Here is a 17,624-nt window from a genome sequence, read left to right as displayed (position 1 = left end):
CGACGATCCGTCCCGCGCAGGTGGGAGTAGGTGCGGTGGCCGGGGGTACGGGTAGCGCATGCCAAACCGTTATGAAAACTATCCCCGGATCGCGGTCGTCACCGGCGGCGACTCCGGCATCGGCCGGGCCTGCGCCGCCGCCCTGGCCGGGGCCGGCTTCGACGTCGGCGTCACCTGGCACTCCGACGCCGAGGGGGCGGAACGCACCGCCGAGGAGGTACGCGCGGCCGGCCGCCGGGCCGAGACCGCCCACCTGGACCTCACCCGGTTACCGGAGGCGGCGTCGGTCGTCGACGAGTTGGCCGACCGGCTCGGTGGGATCGGGGTGCTGGTCAACAACGCCGGGACCGGCGCGTCCACCCCCTTCGTGGACACCGCGTGGGAACAGTGGCGGGAGGTGCTCGCGGTCGACCTGGACGGGCCGTTCCTCTGTGGTCAACGGGCGGCGCGGCGGATGCAGGCCGCCGGACGCGGTGGGCGGATCGTCAACATCACCAGCGTGCACGAGCACGCGCCCCGGGTCGGCTCGGCGGCGTACTGCGCGGCCAAGGGCGGGCTCGGGTTGCTGACGAAGGTGATGGCGCAGGAACTGGCGGCGGACGGGATCACCGTCAACGCGGTCGCCCCGGGCGAGATCGCCACCCCGATGACCGGGCAAAAGGACGTCGACCCGTTCACTGAGGACCGTCCCGGCGTGCCGGTGGGGCGGCCGGGGGACGCCCGGGAGGTCGCGGCGGTGGTGGCGCTGCTCGCCTCGCCGGCCGCCGCGTACGTCACCGGAGCGTCCTGGCCGGTGGACGGCGGGATGCTGATGATGGGGCCGCAGGCCGGGTCCCATCTGCCCTCGGACGAGTGGCGGTCGGGGTGACCGGTGACCCGGGGCAGGCCGACGCCTCCTCTGTCGGCCTGCCCCGGGGGCTCGGGATGCCCCGGTCGCACGGAGGGGTGGCCCAACCTCCGGCGTTCCTCCCCCGCCACATACATGTGCCGTGGAAACCGGATATGTCACCGGTTCCCACGGTCGACCATAATGCTCTCTCCGGCCCGCGAACGAATCGTTCCGGTAACGGCGGGATTGGTTGTCATGCATCGGCAACGATTCGGTATCGCCCCCGACAACCGCAGAATGACCGACACGATTCCGTTGTCAGCCGAATGGTCAATCGTCGCGGAACGATCGGCGTACGGCACGATTCGGCGGGCTCGTCCGGTGGTTTCCCGGCCGGCCCGACGGGAATGCGCGCACAAGGCCGTCACGGGTGGCGTCGCGGCACGGTCGACGCACCCGTCGGAGGGACGGAGGAATGAGATGAGCGACGACGTACGGCGGGTGGCCCGGTCCCGCGCCGATCACCTGCCCGGCGAGACCGCCGGCGGGCGGGTCGACGCGACCGGGGTACGGCCGGGCCGGACCGGCGACTCCCGCGAGTCCGGTCCCCGGCGCGGCACCGGCACGGTGACCGGTGTCGAGGACATGCCCCGCAGCGACCTCGACCTGGGCGACACGGCGACCGACGGTCAGGCTGCCGAGGAGGCGATCGGCGCCCGGCCCGGCGAGGACCACACCGAGATCGACGACCGGCGGCGACGCTGACGGCGACCGGCCGGCGTGCCGGTCGGTCGGTCGACGTGCCGGTCGGTCGGTCGACATGCCGGTCGGTCGACATGCCGGTCGGTCGGTCGACGTTTGCGCCGCGACGGCGCGGGCAGGAGTGCGGCATGGGAACCGATGAGCGCAGGGATCGCGCGGCCACCGACGAACCGGACGGCACCACCGCGTTCGAGGCGTCACTCCGACCGCCGGGAGAATCGTTGCGGAGCACCGACGACACCGGCGACGACCTCGGCGGGCCGGCACCCGACGAGGGACGGCCGGCGACCACGACCAGCCGGGCCGGCTACGACGTCGACGACGTCTCCGGCAGTTCGGATCCGGCCCGGTACGAGTAGCCGGTCACGGCCGGACCGGTTCCGGACCGGCTCAGCGTGAACCGCCGCGCACCGCCCGGGCCTCGGTCATGCCCCGGTTGGCCAGCGCGTCGGCCCGTTCGTTCTCCGGGTGCCCGCTGTGCCCCTTCACCCAGTGCCAGGTCACCTCGTGCCGGTCGCAGGCGGCCTCCAGCCGCTGCCACAGGTCGGCGTTCTTCACCGGCTGGCGGGCGGCGGTGAGCCACCCGTTGCGCTTCCAGGAGGCGAGCCAGCCGGTGATGCCGTTGCGCACGTAGGTGCTGTCGGTGTGGATCCGTACGGTGACCGGGCGGGTTAGGCTCTCCAGGGCCCGGATGGCGGCCATCAGCTCCATCCGGTTGTTGGTCGTCGCGGTCGACTCACCCCCGCTGATCTCCCGCTCGTGGGCACCGTAGCGCAGCACCGCTCCCCAGCCGCCCGGTCCCGGGTTCCCGCTGCACGCCCCGTCGGTCCAGATCTCCACGACCCTGCCGGTCGTCGCCCCGCCCGGGTCGACCGTCGTCTCCACCATGCCCGGCAACCTACCGCCAGCGTCCCGGTCCCCCGCGCGCGGCGATCCCGGCGGGCGGGTCGACGCCCGGTGCCCGACGCGGCGGACCGCTCGGACAGTGCGCGGCGATCCCGGCGGGCGGGTCGACGCCCGGTGTCCGAGGCGGCGGACCGCTCGGACAGAATGGCCCGGTGGGTGGGCGCGGCACGGGACGCAGGACGACGGACACCTCGGCGTGCCCGTGCGGCACGGGGCGCGGCTACGGCGAGTGCTGCGCACCGCTGCACCGCGCCGAGACCAGCGCGGCGACGGCCGAGGCGCTGATGCGGTCCCGGTTCTCCGCCTTCGCCGTCGGCGACGTCGACCACCTGCTGCGTAGCTGGCATCCCCGTACCCGGCCGGCCGAACTGAGCCTCGACCCCGGGATGCGGTGGACCCGGCTCGAGGTGCTCGCGACGGACGGTGGCGGCCTCTTCGACACCACCGGCACGGTGGAGTTCCGGGCCCACTACCGGGACCGGGGCCGTCCCGGCACGCTGCACGAACGCAGCCGATTCCGCCGCGAGGGCGGGGAGTGGGCCTACCTCGACGGGCTGACCGACGGCGCTTGACCCCGCCCGGCACCGGCGATCAGCCGGCCGTGCCGCCCCGGTGGGGGGCCTGGGCCTCGCCGTCGGCGGCGGTCACCCGGGCCCGCCGCTCCCGCTCCGCCTCGGCCTGGCGGCACAGGGCCCGGGTCAGCGACTCGGGCAGGACCACGTCCCGCACCTCGGCCCGCTCGACCAGCACGCCCCAGGGTCGCCCGCACGGCCCGTCCACGGCCGCGCTCAGCGCGGCGTTGATCCGTTCCCGGTCGCCGATGACGGTGTCGAGATCCGCCCCGCCGATCACCGACCGCAGGGCGGTCCGCGCCACCTGGAGCAGAGCCGACGGGTAGTCGCGCACGTCGACCAGCGCCTTCACCGGGTCGACCACCCGGTGCCGGACGACCATGTCGACGGTGAGGGGCACGTTGTCCCGGGTGATCGCGCTCTGCGCCGGGATCTGGCTCACCACGGTCTGCACGCTCACCCGGACCATCCGGTCGGCGGCCGGCACGATCAGGTGCAGGCCTGGCTGACGGATCCGGTGGTGTACCCGCCCGAAGCGGAAGACGACTCCGCGCTGGTGCTGCTGCACCACCCGGACGCTCGCCACCAGCAGGACCGTCACCAGGACGACGACGGCCAGACCGATGATGGCGGCTACCATGTCCCCTCCGGTTCCGGCAGGCCCCACTTCCCCGAGCCGGCGGTTACCCGTTGCGCCGCCGGCCACTCCCGAAGTCCCGCTCCCGGGCCGGGCCACCGGCTGTCGGCTCCGACCGCTCCGGCGGCCACGACGTCGGGTCGCCCTGGCTCCGGGGCGGCTGATCGCTAGGACGCCTGGCGGACGGGCATGTCGGCCAGCCACACATCGGCCAGGTCGCTGAGGGGGACGTCGAGGGCCTGGCTGAGGCAGACCACGGTGCCGAACGCCGGTGCGGGAAGGCGGCCCGCCTCGATCTTGCGCAGCGTCTCGGGGGAGATGCCGGCTGCCAGAGCCACCTCGACGAGGCTGCGGCCGGTCCGCGCGGCCCGGAGGGCGGCTCCGAGGCGCTGGCCTGCTGCGATCTGTTCGGCGGTGAGTGGTTGGCGAACCATGCCAGCAGGATACCCCCGGAGCATTCCCGGCCTGACGTGGTATAAAAATACCGCAAACGGAGAGGGAGGCTGTCGTGATCGAGCTCAAGTCCGCCGAGGAGATCGGCCGGATGGCGGTGACCGGCCAGTTCGTCGGCGAGTTGCTCGCCGAGCTGAGCGGTGTCGCCGCAGTCGGCGTCAACCTGATGGACCTCGAACACCATGCCCGCCGCCGGATCTCCGAACGCGGCGCCGAATCCTGCTACTGGGACTACGCCCCTTCGTTCGGCCGTGGCCCGTTCCGCAACGTGCTGTGCCTGTCGGTCAACGACGCGGTGCTGCACGGCCTGCCGCACGACTATGTCCTGCGGGACGGTGACCTGCTCAGCATCGACATGGCGGTCGGCATCGACGGCTGGGTCGCCGACTCCGCGCTCTCCGTCGTCGTCGGCACGCCCGACCCGGCCGACCTGAAGCTCATCGAGGCCACCGAGGTCGCGCTGGAGGCCGCCATCACCGCCGCCCAGCCCGGCGGCCGCCTCGGCGACATCTCCGCCGCGATCGGCGACGTCGCCCGCTCCTACGGCTACCGCGTCAACGCCGAGTTCGGGGGCCACGGCATCGGCCGCACCATGCACGAGGCCCCGCACGTCTCCAACGACGGCCGCGCCCGGCGCGGCATGAAACTCGTACCGGGCCTCACCATCGCCATCGAGCCCTGGTTCTGCCGCTCCACCGACAAGATCACGTTCGACAAGGACGGCTGGACGATCCGCTCCGCCGACGGCTCCCGCACCGCCCACTCCGAACACACGGTCGCCATCACGGCTTCCGGCCCCCAGGTCCTGACCCGCCGCCCCACGCACGGCGTCACCTCGGCCGATCCCACCAGGAAGCCCGCCACAGCCTCCTGACCCACTGCCCGCCACGAGCCGTGACCCAGGGCGTTCCCGGGGCTGGGCCTGCCGCAACTTCCCGAAGCGCGGCGAGTCTCCGACGCATGGCCGGGGCCTCCTTTGGGCTCGTTCGGGACGCTGGGAGAGACAGCGATCCGGGTGCCCTGGTGGCTCCGGTGGTGGCGGAGGGTAGATGGGGGACCACGACAACCGTGAGTTCGTCGGAGGACAGCCGGGGCAGACCGGTGATCCAGCTCGCAGAACCCATGGTGCGCGTGGGGTTTAGCGTTGGTGGAGGTGGTGAACCATCAGGTCGACGTCGACGAGAGGGGTACCCGTGCCCAGCGCCTCCCAGAACTATCCCAGTCAGCAGGTCGGCCTTCCCGACGATGTGACCGACCCGCTGCTGTGGCGGCTCGGCTTCGACGTGGCACGCGCCCACCAGCTCGACGCGTCCGGCCGGTGCGGAAACCTCGGCTGCCCCGACGAGCCCGGACCGTGCCCGGCCCTGCGTCAGGCAGAACGGGCGATGCGGCTGTCCCGGCAGGACGCCGGGAAGTCCTCCACGGTCTCCCCGGCCGACGGCTCCTCCTCCGACGGGGTGCGGATGCCTCGGCGGGTGCCCGGGTCGGGACTGCGGGCGGCCTGACCGGCCGGGAAGCCCCCGTCCCGCCCCGGGTGCGGTTCGACGGGCACCCGGGGAGCGACTCTGCGATTGTGGGGCACTCTTGGCCAGATACAGGTCGCTTCGGGCCGGTCCCCCGGCGGTAGGGCGAGGACGCCTCTGCCGCCGGGATCCTGGAACTCAGTGGGCCGACAGCGTTCCGCTGATCTCGTTGGGAGTCGCGGCCAGCTCCACCGAGCCGACGATCTTGCCGGTGGTGAGGTCGAGCCGGTGCACCTTCTTGGCGGCGGGCTCGGTGACGTAGGCGGTGTCGCCGCGGACGAACAGGGCCGGGCGAGGTTCCTGCCAGTCCATCGGCTCCTTCCAGGCAGCGACCACGGGCCATGCGCTGGTGAACGTGCCGGCACCGGGATCGATCACGTGCAACTTGCCGTCGGTGCCGAGGATCAGGCCCTCGCCCTTCGGGCCGCGGGCCAGTGAGCGGAAGCTGTAGCTGACGCCCTCGGGCATCGGCACCACCTTCAGCGAGTTCGCGGCGGTGTCGATCAGCGCGAACTGCCCGGGGAACTCACGCTCCGCGTCCGGTTCGATCTTGTAGTCGCCGAGCAGGACGGGCGAGGCGTCGCTGCCGACCTGGGTGCCGACCGCGCCGTACGCCCGGTCGCTCTTGACCTTGACGAAGGCACCGTTCTTGAACAGCAGGACCCCGTCCTTGCAGCCGAATCCGACGACCTCGCCCTGGGCGACGGCTTCGCCGTGGACGCCGGGGCATTCCTCGCTGCGGGCGATCTCCTTGCCGTCCTTGTCGAGCGCGATCGCGCCGGGCCGGGACTCCTCGGTGCCAAGAGTGACCACGAGGGTGCCGTCGCCCAGTTCGACCGCTACGCCGTGGTGCGGCTGGGCGGTCTTGTACTGGCGTCCGGTGGGCTTGCCGTCGACGAGGTCCTTCGGGTCGAAGCTGTGCACCTCTCCGGTTCCGTCGGTGAACAGGATGGTGCGGTCGCCGTGCAGCACGACGTGGCCGGGCTTAGCGCCGGGGTAGGTGATGTCGGTCATCTTGCCGGCGACGGCGTCGAGCACCTGGAAGCCGCGCTCGGTCGAGACGAAGACACCGGTGTCGTTGCCGGCCGGGTTCAACCGGTTGAACCCGTCGAGGGCGACGGTGTGCGCCACCTTCAGGGTCTCGCCGTCGAGCACGTAGATGCCGCCCTCGTAGGTGACCGCCACCGGCTCCTGCACCGAGGCGGTGGTGGACGAGGCGGAGGGGGATGCACTCTCGCTCCTCGTTTCGGACGCGCAGGCGGTGAGTGCCAGTGAGGCGACCATCAGCGCGGCCAGACCATGACTTCTGCGTCGGATCACTACTGCTTCCTTCCAACGGGAATGGCAATCATTTTCAACAAATGTACGGGAGGGTGCCCGCACGGGCGCCACCGGGGGTCAGCCGCTCAGACCGCCGATGATCGCCTCGGAGTTGAAGCGCATCATGTCCAGGTAGCTGGCGGCGTCGCCGTCCACGTCGCTCAGTGATTCCGAGTACAGCCCGACGACACGTACCTTGATGCCGGCCTCGGCGGCGAGGACCTCGGCGATGCGCGCGGGTTGGGCGGTGTCGGCGAAGATGGCCGGCACGTGGTGGGTTTCGATGGCAGTGACCAGCGAGGCGAGGTCGGAGGCGCTCGGCGACGCCAGGGTCGTCCCGCTCGGGATGATCGCGCCGACGACCGTGAGGTCGTAGCGTTGGGCGAGGTAGCCGAAGACATGGTGGTTGGTGACCAGGACCCGGCGCTTCGCCGGAATCCCGGCGAAGCGCTCGGCCAGCTTGACGTCGAACTCGCTCACTTCGCCCGTGTACGAGTCGGCACGCTGCCGGACGACATCGGCGTCCACGCCGTCGACATGCGTGATGATCTCGTCGGTCAGCAGCCGCACCGCGGTGACGACGCGCGCCGGGTCGGTCCAGAAGTGCGGATCGGGAAGCCCGGCGGCGTCGCCGTCCTGGTACTTCAACGGATCGATCCGCGCACCCACCTCGACGGTGGGGGTGCCCTCGGATCTCGCGGCCGTCACATGGTGCAGCACGCCCTCCTCGAGCCCGAGGCCGTTGTAGACGAGCAGGTCGGCCGTCTGCATGGCGTGCGCCTCCCGTGCCGAGATGGCGAACGAGTGCGGGTCGGCGTTCGGCTTCATGAGCACGCTGACCTCGGCCTGGTCGCCGACGATCTCCGCGACGACGTCGCCGAGGATGTTCGTGGTCACGACGATGCGCGCCCGGTCCGGCGAGGTGCAGGCGGTTCCGCCGGCCAGCAGGACAGCCGCGGCGGCGAGCGCCGTCAGGAGTTTGGATGCCCTCACCGGCCGACCTCCACGACGAGATCCGGCCGCTCGGCGACCCGTATGGTGCGGGCCGTGCGCAGGCCGTCGCGGTAGTCGATCTCATGGATGATCCGGGCAGCCGGCTCGGCCAGGTAGGCGCGGTTGACATCGAGCGTGAGGTTCGCGGCCGACACGGACTTCTGCGCGAGGAGCTTTCCGGTCGCGAGGTCGTAGCTGATCAGAGTGCCGGACGTGTCGATGGCGAGCACCGTGCTGCCGTCCGCCGGTGACACCGCCGCTACCAGCTCACGTCCGGTGGCCGGGAGGTACCGCAGGGTGGCCTTGGCGGCGTTCACCGACCAGATTCCGGCGCGATCAGCGACCGCGGCCTCGTTGCTACGCGGGCGGTACCCGAACGTGTCCGCTGAAACCGGGGAGCGTGGGCTGTCCAGCACCTTGGCGGTGAGTTTCTCGCCCTCGAGCTTGACGCGTACGAGACTGTCCTCGCAGGCGACGACCGCGCCGCCGCGCAGGACCGCCCAGCCGCGCGGCGCCGCGCACGGAACATCCAGGGCGCCGGTCGGCTCGCCGCGCTCGTTCATGGCGGTGATGCGGCTCGCCGGCCGGGCCGGATCGTCGCCGACGGCGACGAGGAGCTGGTCCGCGTACGGCACCGCCAGCGCCGTCGAGCTGCGGGAGTCGATCGTGGCCAGTGTGGCGACCTTGCCGGCTTCGAGTTCGCGGCGGTCGAGCACGGTGACCTTCCCGTCGGCCGTACCGATGGTGGTGTGGGCCCCGGAGCCGGCGATCGTCCGGACCGGGGCGTCGAGCGTCAGGACGCCGACCGAGCGGGCCGGCGCCCGGTAGTAGTGGACGTGGTCCGTGTGATCCACCGTCCACACCCCGGCGTCGACGATCTCGAGTTTGCGCTCACCGTCGCCGACGTAGACGAAACGGCCGTCCTCGGTGACCCGCTCGGCGCCGTGCGACAGGCTGACCTCCTTCTCCGACGCGGTGGCCAGGTCGAGCAGGTGCAGCCGCCGGGCGCCGCGGGTCGCGTACGCGATGGCCGACTGTGCCTCGGACAACTCCTCGGCGCCGGCGACGTAGCCGTGTGGTTTCTCTTCGGCGGTCTGTTGTTCGTTCGTCGAGCCGCACGCGGACATCGCGAGCGTGATGCTCAGGGCTGCGGTGCAGGCGAGGCGCCTGGCGCTGGTGATGATCACGAACTTCCTTCCAGCGAGGGGACAGCGGTGGGCGAGGGGGTCGCCGACCGGCGACGCAGCACTGCGGTCGTGACCCGGCGTGCCCCGAGGATCGTGAAGAAGATCAGTACGGCGACGGCGGCGATCGTGGCGCCGGCGGCGGTCGCGGCGTACCAGGAGATCCACAGGCCGATCACGGTGGCGGCCGAGCCGATCACGAAGCTGGTCAGCATCAGGGCGGGCAGCCGTCGCGCCACGAGCATGGCCGCCGCCGACGGTGCGATCAGCATGCCGAAGGCGAGCAGGGTACCCACGACGCTGAAGGCGACCGCCATCGTGATGGTGAGCAGCGCCAGCATCACCGCGTTGGCGAGACCCGGGCGCAGGCCGAGCGTCCGGGCCTTACGCGCGTCGAAGGTCAGGGCGAGGAACGGCCGGTAGTACGCGGCGGAGACCGCCGCGACCAGGGCGACGGCGACGCCCAGCATCAGCAGGTCAGGCCATCGGATCGCCAGCACGTCGCCGAACAGGAAGGCCGTCAGGTCGGTCGCGAACGACCGCGAGTGCGACACGACGATGACCCCGACCGACAGCATCCCGACGAACAGCAGCCCGATGCTGGTGTCGCGCCCGAACTCGCGGCTGTGCCGCAGGGCGTTGACCCCGACCGCCATGGCGAAGGCGCTGGCAGCGGCCCCGACAACGAGGTTGCCGCCGAGGATCGACGCGATCGCGACCCCCGGCAGCATGCCGTGGCTCATCGCCTCCCCGAGGAAGGTCATTCCGCGCGCGATCACCCACACGCCGACCAGCGCGCACACCGCGGCCAACAGCACGCCGCCGACGAGCGCGCGGACGACGAAGGACACGGTGAACGGCTCGACCAGGGACGACATCACCCGGCCGACTATACTGACACTGAAAACGACTACCATTAAGGGGGCGGGTTGAGCCTCGACGTCCTGACCGCCGAGCATGTCGGCTTCCGATACGCCGGCGTCCCCGTACTGCACGACGTGAACCTGCGCGTCGAATCCGGGTCCACGCTGGCCCTGACCGGCGCGAACGGCTCGGGCAAGAGCACGCTGCTGCACCTGCTGGCCGGCGTCGAGGAGCCGACCGAAGGCAGCGTCCGCCGCCGGCCGGGGACCCGCCTCGCCCTGCTGCCACAGCGCACCAGCGACATCGACGCTCTTCCGCTGACGGTCGCCGAATGCGTGCAGATCGGACGGTTCACGCTGCGCCGCCGCCTCAGCCGCGACGATCGCGCCTCGGTGGCGATGATCATGCAACGGCTGGACATCGCCCATCTGGCCCGCCGGCGGCTCCGCGAACTGTCCGGCGGCCAGCGCCAGCGCACTCTCGTCGCGCAGGCGCTCGTCCAGGACGCCGACGTCTACGTCCTGGACGAGCCGACAGCCGCCCTCGACACCCGCAACCGGCAGCGTGTCCACGAACTGCTCGCCGAACGCGTCCTTGCCGGCGCGGCAGTGGTCATCGCCAGCCACGACCCCGCCGAGGCCGCGCTCGCCGAGCGCACCGTACACCTCGAGGCCGCCATGCCGAATGCCGTCGCCACGCTGTCGGTCGACGCGGACGAGCCCCGAGCCGTGTCCTTGACCGCCTCGTCCGCAGATGTGAGGGTCCAGGACCCCAGGGCGTGATCGCCTGGTCCGTCGTCGACACCGGACCAGGCGATTTCCACTTCGCAACAGGTACTAGCGCTGCCGGCGGGTCGGCAATATTCTCCATCTCGCGCGAGGGTTGTGGAGTTCCTTTACACGCCTCGTGCCGTCACCGGCTGCGAGGGAGATGCCCATGTTCTTCGACAACCCCGAACTGGACCGCCGGACACTGTTCCGGGCCGGCCTCGGCGCGGCAGCGGTCGCCGTGGTCGGGAGCGAACTCGCGCTGCCAACGGCCGCGCAGGCCGCTCCCGGCGACGACCTGGACTGGATCCTCGGCTGCGACGAGTGGGGCGCCCGCCCGCCCAAGGACCCGCTGGCGGTCAGCACCATCCCCACCAACAAGATCATCGTCCACCACATGGCCTACCCGAACACACCGGACTTCTCGCAGGAGCAGGCCGTCCGGCTGGCCAAGAGCTGCCAGGACCTGCACATGGACGGCAACGGCTGGTCCGACACCGGCCAGCACTTCACCGTCAGCCGGGGCGGGTACGTCCTGGAGGGACGGCGCGGCAGCCTGGACACCCTGCGGGCCGGCGAGCGCCAGATGGTCTCCGCGCACTGCCCCGGCGAGAACGGCCGGTCCATCGGCATCGAGAACGAGGGCACCTACGTCTCCGAGACGCCCCCGCAGGCGCTGCTGGACTCCCTCGTGAAGCTCTGCACCGCGATCTGCCAGCGGTACGGGCTGCACGCCCACGACATCTTCGGCCACTGGGACTTCCGCGCCACCCTCTGCCCCGGCGCGATGTTCTACCGGGAGTTCCCCGCCCTCCGCCGGCGGGTCTTCACCGCGCTCGGCACCGACCTGGCCGACGTGCCGGCCCGGCGGTGGCCGGACATCTGGCGGTTCGTCGGTGGACCGGTGGTCCGGGTGGCCCAGTACCTGCTCGGCCACCACGGCTACCCGGTCGCGGTCAGCGGCACCTTCGACGCCGCCACGGTGGCCGCGGTGCAGGACTGGCAGGCCCGCAACGGCATCCCGGTCGACGTCGACGCCACCCTCACCGGCCCGACCTGGGAGACCCTCGCCCCCGAACTGGGTCGGGACGCGACCGGCCTGCCGATCAGCGCGGTGCAGTACATCCTCAACGTCAAGGGGTACGCCGACGTCACCATCACCGGCGAGTACGACTGGGTGACCAAGAAGGCGCTCCAGGACCTCCAACGGCTGCACGGCCTGCCCAGCCACGGCAAGGTCGACACCAGCACCTGGTGCGCGGTGGTCGGCGGCGTCGTCCGCCAGTCGTTCCGGCGCGGCTGACCCGCCGTCTCGTTCGACCGATCCGGGCCGGGCACCACCGGTGCGGGTCGGTCCCGGTCCTGCCAGACGGACCTGGAGCGCACGTCTGGCGGTGGGGGAACGCCCGGCGGTGGACGGGGCAGGACGTCCACCGCCGGGCGCGCCCCAACGGCCGGGGTGCCACCGCACGCACCCGGACGCGGACGTATCGTCACGACATGACGTACACGGCGGACGGTCCATGGTGGACCCTGCTGCCGGCGTACCGGGTCAGCCAGGTGACCGGGGCGGACCCGCAGCTGGTCGAGCTCGCCCTGGACCCGCTGCCCGACGACGCCCCGGCGGTCGTGCGGTTCCGTCCGGTGACCGGGGTGTCCGCCGCCACGCAGGTGGCGACGCTGCTCGACGCGGCCGACCGGGCCGCCGTCGCGCTGTTTCCCCGCTGGCTGCCCGGAGCCGACCGGCTCGACGGCCCCGGCGCGCTCGGCACCGGGGCGGTCCGCGCCCTGGCCGCCCGGGTGGCCGCCGGGTCCCGCGGGTTCGGCCCGTTCCTGACCGAGCTGGCCGAGCGCGCCCTCAGCGGCGCGACGACCGACCGGCGACCCGACGCCGGCACCCGCTTCCCGGCGGAGGTGCGAGCCGCCGGGCTGGTGCGGGTCCTCGCCGACGCCTACCACCGCCGGTCGGTCGTCCTGCTGGTCCGGATGCCCGACGGACTCACTCCCGCCGACGAGCGGGCCCTCACCGCCGCCGCCGAGTGGTTCGTCGAGCACGGCCGGTGCGCGGTCTGGCTGACCGGGGCGGAACTGCGGACGGTGGACCGGGTCCGCCCGGTACGGATCACCCTGCCCGGCGTGCTGACCCGGCTCGCCGCCGAGCCCGCCGACTCGCCGGCGAACCCGACGGGTGGGTGGTCCCACCCACCGGATCCGCCCGCGTCGACCGACACCGGCCCGCCGTCGACGCCCACGCTCCGGGTGCCGCCGACGTCCGGCCTGCCCCGCGCCGACAGCGCCGCCGAGCAGGCGCTGGAGCGTGCCCTCACCCGGCACCACTGGGCGTACGGGCGCCGCTGGAACCACACCCTGACCTGGCACACCCTGGCCCGGCCGTACCGGCTCGACCTGTTCTGGCCGGTGGAGGGCCTGGTGGTGGAGGTGGACGGTCCGGAGCACCGGGAACGGCTGCGTTACGCCGACGACCGCCACCGGGACGCCCAGCTGCAACTGCTCGGGCACGACGTGCTCCGGTTCACCAACGACCAGGTGCTCTCCGACGTGGACGCCGTCGTGGGCACCATCCGGGACCTGCTGGCCGGACGACGCCCGGCCGGAGTGCGAGACGAGGAGACGAGACACCATGTCGACCGCTGACGCCCTGCCCCACCTGACGCCGAACCAGATCAACGCCCTGGTCGTGCTCATGGTCGAGGCGCGCGAGCTGACCAACACCGAGCTGCGCGAGCTGGCCGGCTTCGCGCTCACCGGCGCGGACAACGCCAAGCTGGTGAAGCTCGGCCTGGTCAGCACCGACCGGTCGCAGCGGCCCTTCTCGCACGAGCTGACCGAGCACGGCTGGCACGTCGCCCGGAAGTTGCACACCGCACGCCCGCCCCGCCAGAGCGGGTCGGCCACCCGGTCGCTGCTCACCGTCCTGACCAACGTCGACCGTGGACTGGACCGGTTGCGGATCAGCCAGGCCGACTTCTTCCGTCAGGACGCCCCCGGCGCGGGCGCCGACGCCCCGACGCGCGACGACGACACCACGACCCTGGCGGCCGACACCGCTCTGGCCGCCGACACCGCCGACCCGGCCACGACCGCCGGGCCCGCCACGACCGGATCGCCCGACGGCGACGCGCAGACCCTGGTCCGGGCGGCCTACCGGGAGCTGGCGGTCACCCCGGGGGCCTGGGTCGGCCTGGCCGACCTGCGCGAACTGCTCGACGAGTACGACCGGGATGTGGTGGACGCCGCGCTGCGCGCCCTGGTGCGCCAGAACGACGTGCGGATCATCCCGGTGGCCAACTCCAAGTCGCTGACCGCCCGGGACCGGGCCGCGGCCGTGCTCATCGGGAACGAGGCGAACCACGCGCTGTCGATCGGACCGGCATGATCGACGCGGCGGAACGGGCCGCCCTGGAGGCGTTGAGTTTCAACCCGGCGGCCACCCCCGACGACGTCTGGCGGCCCTCCCCGCACGACGTGCCGGAGCTGCACGAACGGGTGGTCCAGGAGATCCTGCACGGAGTGGGACGGGCACGCACCGCCGACGTCGGCCAGCCCCTCGGCGTGGCGATGCAGGGACGCGCCGGCTCGGGCAAGACCCATCTGCTCGGTGCGGTACGCGACCAGATCCAGCGCCGGGGCGGCTACTTCTTCCTGGTCAGCATGATCAACGGAAGGACGTTCTGGGAGAGCGTCGCGCTCGCCCTGGTGGAGGGGATGGGACGCGATGCCTTCGGCTGGGGCACCCAGCTCACCACCCTGCTGCGCCGGCTCACCGCCCAGCTCGGCATCCCCACCGAGGTGCGGGACGCGGTCGCCGGGCGGCGTCCGGTCACCCGCGCCGACCTGGACACCTTCGTCCGCGCCCTGCGCGACTACGACCGGGAGGTGGGCCGGGACACCCAGGACACCGCCCGGGCGCTGGTGCTGCACGGCTCCCTCGACTACGAGGCCCAGGACGTCGGGTACGCCCATCTGATCTCCGAACCCGGGGACCCGGCTGCGCGGGCGTTCTGGGGGCTCGGCGGAGCGGTCCGCTCGCCCCAGCAGATCGTGCAGGACATCTCCCGGCTGACCGCGCTGACCCTGGAGCCGACGGTCATCGCCGTCGACCAACTCGACACGCTCTTCGCGCAGACCAGCACCTCGCTGTTCGCCCGGCACGAAGGGCTGGAGGACGCACACGCGCGGACGGTCGGGCCGGTCGCCGACGGGCTGCTGACCCTGCGCGACGTCACCCGCCGCACCCTGACCGTACTCTCCTGCCTGCCCGACACGTGGGAACTGCTGACCCGCAGCGCACCGACACCGGTCGCCGACCGGTTCCGCACCGCCGTCCTGCCCGACCGGATTCCCAGCCCCGAGATCGGGCGGGCGCTGGTCGAGAAGCGGTTCACCGCCGCGTACCGGGAGCTGCGCTTCACCCCGCCCCACCCGACCTGGCCGATCGCGCCGGAGGCGTTCGCGGACGCGTCGAACCTCACCCCACGGGCCCTGCTGCGTCGGGTCGACCGACACGTCACCGCCTGCCGGGACCGTGACGAGGTCACCGAGCTGGCCCGGCTGATCGACGTGCCGGCGGCCGGGTTCACGCCGCAGCCGGCCCCCGCACGGGTCGCCCGCGCCGGGCTGGACCGGCTCGACGAGCGCTTCGCCGAGCTGGTGCGGACGGCCCGCGTCGACGACGCGCTGGACCCGACCACCGAGGACACCCGGATGCCGGAGCTGCTGGGACCCGGACTCGCCGCCTGGATCGGCGAGCAGGCGACAACCGGTGCGACGTACCGGCACGACCCGCCGCCGGGACGGAAGCCGGCGCTGCACGGGCGGCTGGTCGAGGTGCTCGACGAGGCCACCGAGAACGAGGCGCACTGGTGTTTCCGGGCGATCGGCAGCGGCAACGCGATCGCCGTGCTCAGCCGGATCCGGGCCGCCTGCACGTTGGCCGGACTGGACCGGGCGGTGCCGCAGCGGCGACTGGTGCTGCTGCGCAACGGCCCCTGGCCGAGCGGCCGGCGCACCAGCGAGGTGCTCGACGCGTTCCACGCGGCCGGTGGCGTCACACACCCGGTCGCCGAGACCGACCTGCGGGTCCTGGCCGCACTGCGGGCGCTGGCCGCCGAGGGCGACCCGGCGTACCCGGACTGGCTGCTCGCCCGACGACCGGCCAGCGGCACGGCGCTGTTCGGCGCGGTGCTGGGCGACCCGGGTGGCGGCCGGCCGGACCGCCCGGCGGGACCGTCCGCCGCCGACGTGGCGGGGGACGCAGGCCGTCCGGCCGAGCCCCGCTCCCCCACGTCGGCCGCCCCACCGGCGGACGCCCCGCATCCGTCCGCACACGCCCCGAACTCGTCAGTGGACACCGCCGGACCGACAGACACGGACGGGTTGACGCCGGACACCGCCGGACCGACAGGCACGGACGGGCCGACGTCGGACCCTGCCGGGCCGCCGGACACCGCCGGGCCGGTGACCGGCGGGGGTGGACCGGAGTCGGCCGACAGCGGCCGGGCGGACACCGGCGTCCGGGCTGTCCGCGCCATCCAGCTCGGACATACGACGGACGGTGCACGGCCGTTCGAGGTGGACCTCGCGTCACTGCGCCGGCACAGTGTGGTCTTCGCCGGCTCCGGATCCGGCAAGACGGTGCTGATCCGCCGCCTGGTCGAGGAGTGTGCCCGGCAGGGGGTCTCGGCGATCGTGCTGGACCCGAACAACGACCTGGCCCGGCTGGGTGACCCCTGGCCGCACCCGCCGGCCGGCTGGCTCCCCGGTGACGGGGAGCGTGCCCGGGACTACCTGGAGCAGACGGAGGTGGTGGTCTGGACGCCCCGGGTCACCGCCGGGCGTCCGCTGAGCTTCCAGCCGCTGCCCGACTTCACCCCGTTGCGGGACTCCCCCGACGAGTTCGACCAGGCGATCCGCTCGACGGTCGAGGCGCTCGCGCCCCGGGCCGGGGTGGCCGGCACGACGAAGCTCGCCCAGCAGGGCAGGGCGGTGCTGACCGAGGCGTTGCAGGCGTACGCGCGCAGCGGTCTGGTGGGACTGCCCGGCTTCACCGAGTTCCTCGCCGCACTGCCCGACGGGGTGAGCCGGATGGCCCGGGCCGACAAGCTGGCCCACGAGGTGGCCGAGACGCTGAAGGCGGCCATGGTGACCGACCCGCTGTTCGGGGGTGCCGGCACCCCGGCCGATCCGGGCACGCTGCTCACCCCGTCGGCGGGTCGGCGGGCCCGGGTGTCGGTGATCAGCTTCGTCGGGCTCGTCTCGGACGCGCAGCGGCAGAGCTTCGTCAACCAGCTCCAGATGGCGCTGTTCGCGTGGATCCGCCGGCATCCGGCCGGGGACCGACCGCTGGGTGGGTTGTTCGTGATGGACGAGGCGCAGACGCTCGCCCCGTCGACCGGACACACACCGTGCACGGCCAGCTCGATCGCGCTCGCCTCGCAGGCCCGCAAGTACGGGCTGGGGCTAGTCTTCGCCACCCAGGCGCCGAAGGGGCTGCACAACCAGATCTCCGGCAACGCGACCACCCAGTTCTTCGGACTGTTGAACTCGCCCGCGCAGATCGAGGCGGCCCGGGGACTGGCCCAGGCCAAGGGCGGGCGGTTGCCGGACATCGGGTTGCTGGGCAGCGGGGAGTTCTACGCCGCCGGGGAGGGCTTCTCGTTCGTGAAGGTGCGGACGCCGATGTGCCTGACTTACCACCCGCCGGCTCCACTCACACCGGAGGAGGTGGTCGCCCGCGCGCAATGACAGCTCGGCGCAGCAGCACGACACTCCGTCGCTGCGTCGTGGCAGCGCG

17 protein-coding genes and 1 pseudogene are annotated in these 17,624 nt (G+C 72.6%); 11 read left to right on the top strand and 7 right to left on the bottom strand.

Features of this window, described 5'->3' with window-relative positions; genetic code table 11:
- The first annotated feature begins 58 nt into the window (after nucleotides 1-58).
- The 3 genes from ACIBJE_RS08845 (at nucleotide 59) to ACIBJE_RS08835 (ending at nucleotide 1,950) form a co-directional block, all read left to right on the top strand.
- On the top strand, nucleotides 59-868 hold the full coding sequence (locus ACIBJE_RS08845; RefSeq protein ID WP_396745157.1) for an SDR family oxidoreductase: 810 nt from the start codon (nucleotides 59-61) through the stop codon (nucleotides 866-868).
- A gap of 441 nt (nucleotides 869-1,309) precedes the next feature.
- On the top strand, nucleotides 1,310-1,594 hold the full coding sequence (locus ACIBJE_RS08840; RefSeq protein WP_396745154.1) for a hypothetical protein: 285 nt from the start codon (nucleotides 1,310-1,312) through the stop codon (nucleotides 1,592-1,594).
- Between the two features lie 125 nt (nucleotides 1,595-1,719).
- On the top strand, nucleotides 1,720-1,950 hold the full coding sequence (locus tag ACIBJE_RS08835; protein WP_396745152.1) for a hypothetical protein: 231 nt from the start codon (nucleotides 1,720-1,722) through the stop codon (nucleotides 1,948-1,950).
- A gap of 31 nt (nucleotides 1,951-1,981) precedes the next feature.
- Here ACIBJE_RS08835 and rnhA read toward each other — a convergent pair whose 3' ends face one another.
- Nucleotides 1,982-2,479, bottom strand: coding sequence for a ribonuclease HI (gene rnhA / locus ACIBJE_RS08830; protein ID WP_396745149.1), 498 nt, complete (start codon nucleotides 2,477-2,479; stop codon nucleotides 1,982-1,984).
- 170 nt (nucleotides 2,480-2,649) lie between these two features.
- Between rnhA and ACIBJE_RS08825 the strand changes: the two genes are divergently transcribed.
- Nucleotides 2,650-3,069 (top strand): YchJ family protein, encoded by a 420-nt coding sequence (locus ACIBJE_RS08825; protein WP_396745146.1) that lies wholly within the window; start codon nucleotides 2,650-2,652, stop codon nucleotides 3,067-3,069.
- Between the two features lie 37 nt (nucleotides 3,070-3,106).
- Here ACIBJE_RS08825 and ACIBJE_RS08820 read toward each other — a convergent pair.
- Together ACIBJE_RS08820 and ACIBJE_RS08815 are read right to left on the bottom strand one after the other, a co-directional pair.
- Nucleotides 3,107-3,709, bottom strand: a pseudogene (locus ACIBJE_RS08820) (SPFH domain-containing protein); the annotation flags it as partial.
- Nucleotides 3,710-3,873: 164 nt separating this feature from the next.
- Nucleotides 3,874-4,140, bottom strand: coding sequence for a helix-turn-helix domain-containing protein (locus ACIBJE_RS08815; protein ID WP_396745143.1), 267 nt, complete (start codon nucleotides 4,138-4,140; stop codon nucleotides 3,874-3,876).
- A gap of 74 nt (nucleotides 4,141-4,214) precedes the next feature.
- Between ACIBJE_RS08815 and map the strand changes: the two genes are divergently transcribed.
- Both map and ACIBJE_RS08805 read left to right on the top strand, forming a co-directional pair.
- A complete protein-coding gene (gene map, locus ACIBJE_RS08810; protein ID WP_396745140.1) occupies nucleotides 4,215-5,033 on the top strand; it encodes a type I methionyl aminopeptidase in 819 nt (272 codons plus the stop codon).
- A 319-nt stretch (nucleotides 5,034-5,352) separates the two neighbouring features.
- A complete protein-coding gene (locus ACIBJE_RS08805; RefSeq protein ID WP_396745137.1) occupies nucleotides 5,353-5,664 on the top strand; it encodes a hypothetical protein in 312 nt (103 codons plus the stop codon).
- Between the two features lie 156 nt (nucleotides 5,665-5,820).
- Here ACIBJE_RS08805 and aztD read toward each other — a convergent pair whose 3' ends face one another.
- From aztD to aztB, 4 genes are all read right to left on the bottom strand, one after another.
- Nucleotides 5,821-7,002 carry a zinc metallochaperone AztD gene (gene aztD / locus ACIBJE_RS08800; RefSeq protein WP_396745134.1) on the bottom strand — a complete coding sequence of 394 codons (1,182 nt, stop codon included), beginning with the start codon at nucleotides 7,000-7,002 and terminating at the stop codon, nucleotides 5,821-5,823.
- Nucleotides 7,003-7,080: 78 nt separating this feature from the next.
- A complete protein-coding gene (aztC, locus tag ACIBJE_RS08795) occupies nucleotides 7,081-7,995 on the bottom strand; it encodes a zinc ABC transporter substrate-binding protein AztC (protein WP_396745131.1) in 915 nt (304 codons plus the stop codon).
- Nucleotides 7,992-9,182, bottom strand: a complete 1,191-nt coding sequence (locus ACIBJE_RS08790) for a hypothetical protein (protein WP_396745128.1) — start codon at nucleotides 9,180-9,182, stop codon at nucleotides 7,992-7,994. Before ACIBJE_RS08790 ends, aztC begins: the two co-directional genes overlap by 4 nt.
- The gene (gene aztB / locus ACIBJE_RS08785) at nucleotides 9,179-10,057 is read right to left on the bottom strand and encodes a zinc ABC transporter permease AztB (protein WP_396745606.1); all 879 of its coding nucleotides are present in this window, start codon (nucleotides 10,055-10,057) and stop codon (nucleotides 9,179-9,181) included. Before aztB ends, ACIBJE_RS08790 begins: the two co-directional genes overlap by 4 nt.
- 51 nt (nucleotides 10,058-10,108) lie before the next feature.
- Between aztB and aztA the strand changes: the two genes are divergently transcribed.
- From aztA to ACIBJE_RS08760, 5 genes are all read left to right on the top strand, one after another.
- Nucleotides 10,109-10,825 carry a zinc ABC transporter ATP-binding protein AztA gene (gene aztA, locus ACIBJE_RS08780; RefSeq protein ID WP_396745125.1) on the top strand — a complete coding sequence of 239 codons (717 nt, stop codon included), beginning with the start codon at nucleotides 10,109-10,111 and terminating at the stop codon, nucleotides 10,823-10,825.
- Between the two features lie 154 nt (nucleotides 10,826-10,979).
- Nucleotides 10,980-12,113, top strand: a complete 1,134-nt coding sequence (locus ACIBJE_RS08775) for an N-acetylmuramoyl-L-alanine amidase (protein ID WP_396745123.1) — start codon at nucleotides 10,980-10,982, stop codon at nucleotides 12,111-12,113.
- A gap of 197 nt (nucleotides 12,114-12,310) precedes the next feature.
- The gene (locus tag ACIBJE_RS08770) at nucleotides 12,311-13,465 is read left to right on the top strand and encodes an endonuclease domain-containing protein (RefSeq protein WP_396745120.1); all 1,155 of its coding nucleotides are present in this window, start codon (nucleotides 12,311-12,313) and stop codon (nucleotides 13,463-13,465) included.
- On the top strand, nucleotides 13,452-14,207 hold the full coding sequence (locus ACIBJE_RS08765; protein WP_396745117.1) for a hypothetical protein: 756 nt from the start codon (nucleotides 13,452-13,454) through the stop codon (nucleotides 14,205-14,207). Before ACIBJE_RS08770 ends, ACIBJE_RS08765 begins: the two co-directional genes overlap by 14 nt.
- Nucleotides 14,204-17,575: a helicase HerA domain-containing protein gene (locus ACIBJE_RS08760; protein ID WP_396745115.1), complete on the top strand. Its 3,372-nt coding sequence runs from the start codon at nucleotides 14,204-14,206 to the stop codon at nucleotides 17,573-17,575. Before ACIBJE_RS08765 ends, ACIBJE_RS08760 begins: the two co-directional genes overlap by 4 nt.
- The last annotated feature ends 49 nt before the right edge of the window (nucleotides 17,576-17,624 follow it).

This window comes from Micromonospora sp. NPDC050187 (genome assembly GCF_044459745.1).
Taxonomy (GTDB): domain Bacteria; phylum Actinomycetota; class Actinomycetes; order Mycobacteriales; family Micromonosporaceae; genus Micromonospora.
The sequence above is the reverse complement of the archived record's forward strand: the minus strand, read 5'-3'. Positions and strand labels throughout refer to the sequence as shown.

Excerpts from the sequence above, each read along its gene's own strand:
- ACIBJE_RS08775 (WP_396745123.1), top strand. The coding sequence starts at position 10,980 with ATGTTCTTCGACAACCCCGAACTGGACCGCCGGACACTGTTCCGGGCC.
- aztB (WP_396745606.1), bottom strand. The coding sequence starts at position 10,057 with ATGTCGTCCCTGGTCGAGCCGTTCACCGTGTCCTTCGTCGTCCGCGCG.
- ACIBJE_RS08815 (WP_396745143.1), bottom strand. The coding sequence starts at position 4,140 with ATGGTTCGCCAACCACTCACCGCCGAACAGATCGCAGCAGGCCAGCGC.
- ACIBJE_RS08765 (WP_396745117.1), top strand. The coding sequence starts at position 13,452 with ATGTCGACCGCTGACGCCCTGCCCCACCTGACGCCGAACCAGATCAAC.
- ACIBJE_RS08835 (WP_396745152.1), top strand. The coding sequence starts at position 1,720 with ATGGGAACCGATGAGCGCAGGGATCGCGCGGCCACCGACGAACCGGAC.
- ACIBJE_RS08770 (WP_396745120.1), top strand. The coding sequence starts at position 12,311 with ATGACGTACACGGCGGACGGTCCATGGTGGACCCTGCTGCCGGCGTAC.
- ACIBJE_RS08840 (WP_396745154.1), top strand. The coding sequence starts at position 1,310 with ATGAGCGACGACGTACGGCGGGTGGCCCGGTCCCGCGCCGATCACCTG.
- ACIBJE_RS08760 (WP_396745115.1), top strand. The coding sequence starts at position 14,204 with ATGATCGACGCGGCGGAACGGGCCGCCCTGGAGGCGTTGAGTTTCAAC.
- rnhA (WP_396745149.1), bottom strand. The coding sequence starts at position 2,479 with ATGGTGGAGACGACGGTCGACCCGGGCGGGGCGACGACCGGCAGGGTC.
- ACIBJE_RS08845 (WP_396745157.1), top strand. The coding sequence starts at position 59 with ATGCCAAACCGTTATGAAAACTATCCCCGGATCGCGGTCGTCACCGGC.